Annotated in this window: 6 protein-coding genes and 1 pseudogene; 4 read left to right on the top strand and 3 right to left on the bottom strand. The window is 63.0% G+C overall.

The features are described from left to right. Nucleotides 1–486 precede the first annotated feature (486 nt). Nucleotides 487–1,058, top strand: a pseudogene (locus tag AC1D00_RS23725) (LabA-like NYN domain-containing protein). 587 nt (nucleotides 1,059–1,645) lie between these two features. Here the strand turns inward: AC1D00_RS23725 and AC1D00_RS23720 are convergent. The 3 genes from AC1D00_RS23720 to AC1D00_RS23710 all read right to left on the bottom strand — a co-directional run bounded on the left by AC1D00_RS23720 (nucleotide 1,646) and on the right by AC1D00_RS23710 (nucleotide 3,685). Continuing rightward, complete coding sequence (locus tag AC1D00_RS23720; RefSeq protein ID WP_135179497.1) at nucleotides 1,646–2,596, bottom strand: sensor histidine kinase; 951 nt, start codon at nucleotides 2,594–2,596, stop codon at nucleotides 1,646–1,648. Nucleotides 2,597–3,049: 453 nt separating this feature from the next. Then, nucleotides 3,050–3,466, bottom strand: a complete 417-nt coding sequence (locus AC1D00_RS23715; RefSeq protein WP_135179498.1) for a hypothetical protein — start codon at nucleotides 3,464–3,466, stop codon at nucleotides 3,050–3,052. Nucleotides 3,467–3,484: 18 nt separating this feature from the next. Beyond that, the gene (locus AC1D00_RS23710) at nucleotides 3,485–3,685 is read right to left on the bottom strand and encodes a hypothetical protein (protein WP_477012322.1); all 201 of its coding nucleotides are present in this window, start codon (nucleotides 3,683–3,685) and stop codon (nucleotides 3,485–3,487) included. Nucleotides 3,686–3,954: 269 nt separating this feature from the next. Here AC1D00_RS23710 and AC1D00_RS23705 point away from each other — a divergent pair, with 269 nt between their 5' ends. The 3 genes from AC1D00_RS23705 to AC1D00_RS23695 form a co-directional block, all read left to right on the top strand. Next, a complete protein-coding gene (locus AC1D00_RS23705) occupies nucleotides 3,955–4,365 on the top strand; it encodes a hypothetical protein (RefSeq protein WP_209312156.1) in 411 nt (136 codons plus the stop codon). An 882-nt stretch (nucleotides 4,366–5,247) separates the two neighbouring features. After that, a complete protein-coding gene (locus AC1D00_RS23700) occupies nucleotides 5,248–5,448 on the top strand; it encodes a hypothetical protein (protein WP_477012321.1) in 201 nt (66 codons plus the stop codon). Between the two features lie 4 nt (nucleotides 5,449–5,452). Then, on the top strand, nucleotides 5,453–5,752 hold a 300-nt coding region (locus AC1D00_RS23695), incomplete at its 3' end, for a VOC family protein (protein ID WP_477012320.1).

Genomic DNA, 5,752 nt, shown 5'->3' with positions numbered 1-5,752 from the left:
GCTCTGCTCAGCTATCTGAACGGCTGCGACCCGAGCGACGCCGGCTCTTTTCCGATTCGCAAAGCCGGACCGATCCGGCACCGGCGCCGAGCAGCATCTGAAACAGTGCCCGGTTGGCCCTGTATCTGGCGGCAGGCCGGCTGGCTTCCGAACTCTGGATCAGCAAGCGGCCGTCGGCCGTGCACAAGTACCACGTCCATCTTCGGCCGCGCTTTCTCAAGTGGGTCTCGAAAACAGCGAAGTGGTCTGCCATCGCCACTCTCAAACCGTCAGGGGGACTTCCATTGTAATGAGCTGCACAGAGAACGCTTCGAGGAAAAGTTTTGAACGCTGGAACAATTGGAGGTAGCCTCTAGAGTTGAGGCTCGAATTTCTGGACGAAAGCAATACTGTGAGCCTGGCCAGCTCACCATAAGCTATTTCGGTGACCTGAGCTTGTGCGGAAGCGCGTCCCTCCGCATCGCTCAAATTTACGGCGGCGCCCGAATGTCATTCGCCCCTGACAATATCGCGCTTTTCATCGATGGCGCCAATCTGTACGCCACCGCCAAGACATTGGGTTTCGACATCGACTACAAGCCCTTCTGCAGGAATTCCAGGGCCGCGCCACGCTGCTGCGCGCCTTCTACTACACGGCGGTCATCGAGGATCAGGAATATTCCTCGATCCGACCGCTGATCGACTGGCTCGACTACAACGGCTACACCGTGGTCACCAAGGCTACGAAGGAATTCGTTGACGCCTACGGCCGCCGCAAGGTGAAGGGCAACATGGACATCGAACTGGCAGTCGATGCCATGGAGCTCGCCGGGCATGTAGACCAGATCGTGCTGTTCTCGGGTGACGGCGATTTCCGACCGTTGGTCGAGGCGCTGCAGCGCCGCGGCGTCCGCATCACAGTGGTCTCGACCATCGCCAGCCAGCCGCCGATGATCGCCGACGAACTGCGCCGCCAGGCGGATGTCTTCACCGACCTCGTCGAGCTCCGTTCCAAGATCGGCCGCGATCCGTCCGAGCGTTCTGGCCCGCGCGAGCGCGGGACGGTGTCGACCGCATAGTCGCCTTCGTTGCTCCCTCGGATTTGATCCGCGCTACACCGCCGGCGATGTCGGGGAAATCGGTGCGGCCGGAGTTCGCGCCAGCGGCTTCGGCATCAGAACATCCCGAGAAGGGTAAAAAAAACGACCTCGGCTATGAAGGCGGTGGTCATGATCACGACCGTGAGAAAGACGTCGCCTATCGGCATCAGGGGCATGACAAGACCCGCGTCCAACGCAGCCCCATCCTCAATTCACGAGGGGCGGAAAATGTTTCCGGGGCCGGGTTCCCGATGTATCCTCGTCTCGGGCAGGGCGCTCGGGGGCCGTTTCATGCGCATACTTGATCTGTCCTCCTGGTGCGTGACCGGGGCAGGCCTGGTGATGATCGCGATCTTCGCCCTGCACTGATCGCCTTGAGTGAGATCCTTGCACTCGCCTGGTGTTCGCCGGGCCRCCACCGATGTTCGGAAGCTGCGAGATTGCCGTGGGCAGTTGCGCGGGCGCGAACGGCGTCTCGATGAGGATCGGTGCGGCAGTCCTCGCGACTTCCAAGCCTCCGCATGACCGCCGGTCATGTACGCGGTGGAACACATGGCTTCCGGTAGCTAACGAGGCTGCGCGCGCAGCCGCACGCGCAGGCCGGATTCGAGCCGTTCGTACGTGAGCTGCCCGTCGAGCTGCTGAGTCAGCAGCAGGACGATCCGCGAGCCCATGCCGCCGGGATCGGCGTCGCTGCGGAGTCCGACGCCGTTGTCGCAGACGGATAGCTCGATGCCGTCACTGGTCGAGAGTGTGACCGCGACCTGCCCTGGCTTGTCGCCGGGAAAGGCATACTTCAGCGTATTCGTGACGAGCTCGTTCGTAATGATGCCGACGGCGAGCGCCTGTTGGCTCGGCAGATATACCTCGTCGCAGACCACTTGAAACGCGACGGGCCCGGAAGGCGCCAAGGATTCGAAGACTTTTTCGACGACGTTGTTGAGAAAGTACCGCATATTGACGAGGCGTGAGTCCTGCTTGAGGGAAAGATGATCGTAGACCTCCGCCATGACGTGCAGGCGGCGCGCCGTAGCCTCCAGCGCGGAGGCGGCCTCGGGGCCGCCATTCCTCGCCTCCAGCCGGATCATCGCGCTGAGCACTGCCAGGTTGTTCTTCGTCCGGTGCGCCAATTCCTGCAGCAGGACGGTCTTCGTCTTGTCCGCCTGCATGACGCGCTCGAGCTCGGCGCGCTGGAATTCGGCGACGGCCGCGGTGCCTGCGGCCGTGATCGCGAACAGAACGTTCGGCGCGAAATAGTCGACGCCGTAGGTGCCTGCGTAGCTGAGGTAGGCTCCCACGCCGACGGCGATCACCGCGGCGAAGATTCCGGAGCCGCGGTCGAAGATAAGGCCCGAGAGGAACACGCCCGGCAGTAGCAGGAAGTAGCCGGATGAGCCGGTCTGCATCTGCAATCCCATCTGCAGCACCGAGCAGATCACCATGATGCAGGCGGAGATGCAGTAGCGGACGACGGCGGGAAGCCGGTGCTCCAGAATTAGCGGATAGAGTCTATGCATGTACCTAAATCAACCGGTTCGCACGACGTTCCGCCTTGGAAGGCCGAAAAGGGCCGCGGAACGAGACCTCGTGTGTTCGGTCTACAGCTCCGGATGTATGTCAGCAGATCAGCCTCGGCGTGCTCTTCGCTGCCGGGACCGATCGCTTCGGTCGGGCTTCGTGGCGGGGTCGAGGCAAGGAGCTCACGGAGCGGATTTCTTGAAAACCCCTCTCAACGGGCCGTGGCTAAGCCCTCCGATCATGAGATCGTCGCAGGCGTTGCGTGGGCGCAGCCCTGCCTGGGGTTTCTTTGGGACTTGGGGGCGGAGCCACGCGGGCCGCGCAATTGACGCGCGGACCCGAAGGATCAACCCGGTCCTACCGGGCTCGTTCCTCCGAGTCGCCCCGACCCATCGTTGGGCTACTGCAATGGTGCCGCCCGCCGAGCACCGGCGGCCGGAAGCACGGCTCCGTTACGAGGCCTTGGCCCTTGCCCGCGCTGCGACCAGATCGCGTCGACGCCGCTTCCGGTCCCGCTTGCGTCGGCCCGTCGCGACCGGAGATGCCGCCGGTGTCGCCGCAGGCGTCGAGTCACTGGTCGCCCGGATGGGAGGCGGCACGGCAGCCGGCACGGCAGCAGACCGCGCCTCCATGATCTCGAGAACCGAGCGCCCCTTGTCGGTGATGCGCCAGCCGCCGTTGAGCCTCTCGACGAGACTTTGCGAAAAGATGTCGAGGTCGGGCACGCGCGCCGCCAGCCGCTTGGTGCGTTCGGCCCAGTCACGTCCGCTCGTCGCCAGGATCGCCATGTCGCGCTTGAGGTCGGCCATCACGGCAAATCCGTCCGGGTAGCTCACCAGGATTTTCAGCACTGTGACCTGGAAATTCACCCGTGCCTCCGCGGCCGGTCAGCGCCACATGGTCGGCGCTTGGGAGAGCGCTTGGCGGCCGACATGCTTGAGGTGGTCCGCAGACGTCTCGCCTCTCGACGCGGCTTCCAGGATTTTCGAAGCCACGTGGGTACGGGCGCCGGTCTCGGTCCGGGAAACGCTTTCGCAGACCTCATCCAGGACCGCGCGCAACAGCGCGGTGGTAGCAGGATCGAGCATGGGAGACCCCCAAAGGAAAAATGATCGTAGCGCAATCTCACAGACAAATATCCCACCAAGCTTACACTCGAAGTCCAGCACGGCAAGCTCCGAAAGTTGCCGCACCGCACGCGGATTGAACCCGTCTTCGGTCGAAATGTTTGTGCTCTAAGCTCGAAAGTTTTCGGCGAGGGAGCATCCCATTGCTCTCGGCACCGGGACAACCAGCAACCATTGCCTAATTTTCCCGTTGTCTGGCCGGGGCCAGAAACGTGGAGAGGAGGAATCCGATGAAGAAGATTGCAATGGTGGCGGCGACGGTCGGCGCTCTCGGTCTCGGCTCGATCGCGGCGACGTTGCCCGCCGAGGCTCATTGGCGAGGTGGCTGGGGACCGGGTATAGCCGGCGGCCTGATCGCCGGCGCGGTGATCGGCGGGCTTGCCTCCTCGGCGTATGCCTGGGGGCCGGGCTACTACGATTACGGCCCGGGCTATTACGGCGCCGGATACTATGGCGGACCCTACGCCTATGACTATGGGTACGATGCGCCCTACCGCTGGGGTGGCGGCTACGCCACGACCTACTACACCGCGCCGGTGTCCTATGGCTACCGGTACCGTCGCGTCGTCCGGCCCGCCTACGCCTATTACCGCGGCGCCTATCCGGTCGTGCGGCACCACTGGCATCATCACCACTGGTGATACGGCGCCGTCCCTTGAGGCCCCCGTCAGGCCGCGCTCCGAACGGGCGCGGCTTTCTCGTTTCGTGGAGCAGGATATTGCAGGTCACCACCATCCGCCGGTGAAGAAGTCGTGCCGGTCGAACGCCAGCCGTGGTTCGGTTGGCCTCCTCATCCACCGCTTCGCCTGCGGAGGAACTTCTGCGCGTTTGCGCGCCGGCGGCTCTTTCTTGGCGTCGGAAGTCGGTGCTGCAGGCATCGAGGCCATCGCCTCTCGCGCGGATTGCTCCGGTTCTTCCGGCAGGGGATCAGCCTCCGCGCCATCTTCGAAACATCGGTGCGCAGGCGTGTGTCGAAGGCAGGTCGGCTTTGCCCCCAACTCCAACAAACCGCTGCATCGGCCTAACTGACGCGATGGGCCAACATGCGAGAAATTGGCACTTTTCGCGCGCACCGAAATAATATCCACGGCTCCTTGAGACGAAGCTGTCGAGCTTGGRACATCAGTTCATTGAGAGACGTCTTGCTGATGAAGAATCTGCGCTAGTAGACCTCACCGCGCCGTGCGCGGTGCGGATGGCGTCTTCAGACCCCTTGTCCGCGGTCAGCCATCCTTGTTCAGCGGGCTAAGCTCTGTCGGCCAGTCCGCCGTGCTCGGCTCCCTTTCGGCAATGATATGCGAAGTGCTCGTGAATGCTCGCTAACGCGGGCAGCGTTTGACTTTGCGGCGCGCCGATTGCCGGAGCCTGAGCATCGCGGCAATTGATCCTAAGCTGCCATCAAGCGCCCTAGGAACATCTCTGCGCGCAGTCGGTTGGCCGAGTGATCGCCGATGAAAGGACGGCGCGGCGGGAGGAGCGCTGCGGTGGCAAGAACATCGATCTCGAAGACCGACTTGGAGCTTATGGCGCTTCAGCAGATTCGGAGCTTCCCGGGCGGCGAGCGTGTGGTTTCTGTCGAGGTCGAATGCGACGCTGGCGAGGCCCGCGACGTGGCCTGGAGGCTTCATGTCACTGCAAAGGACGAAGCCGACTTCGAGCGCATCCATTATGCCGCAGAGACCACGACCGAGAGATTGAAGCGGCGGTATTGCCTCAAACGGTGACCAGATGATCCATCACGTCTCGCTTGGCAGTAACGATGTGAACAGCGCAAGAGCGTTTTACGATCCGCTGATGTCCCTTCTCGGCCTGCGACTCCTCAAGCGCTCGGACCGTTCGCTCCACTACGGCGCCTCGGATATCATTTTCAGCATCGAAACCCCGATAGACGGGCTACCGGCAACGGCCGGAAATGGCGCTCACGTAGCTTTTCAAGCACCGGATCGCGAGACAGTGAGACGCTTCCACGCGACCGCACTTGCGCTTGGAGGCGCTGACGAAGGGGCGCCCGGCATCCGAGACACTTAC

Source organism: Bradyrhizobium sp. P2_E8, from assembly GCF_056403875.1.
The sequence above is the reverse complement of the archived record's forward strand: the minus strand, read 5'-3'. Positions and strand labels throughout refer to the sequence as shown.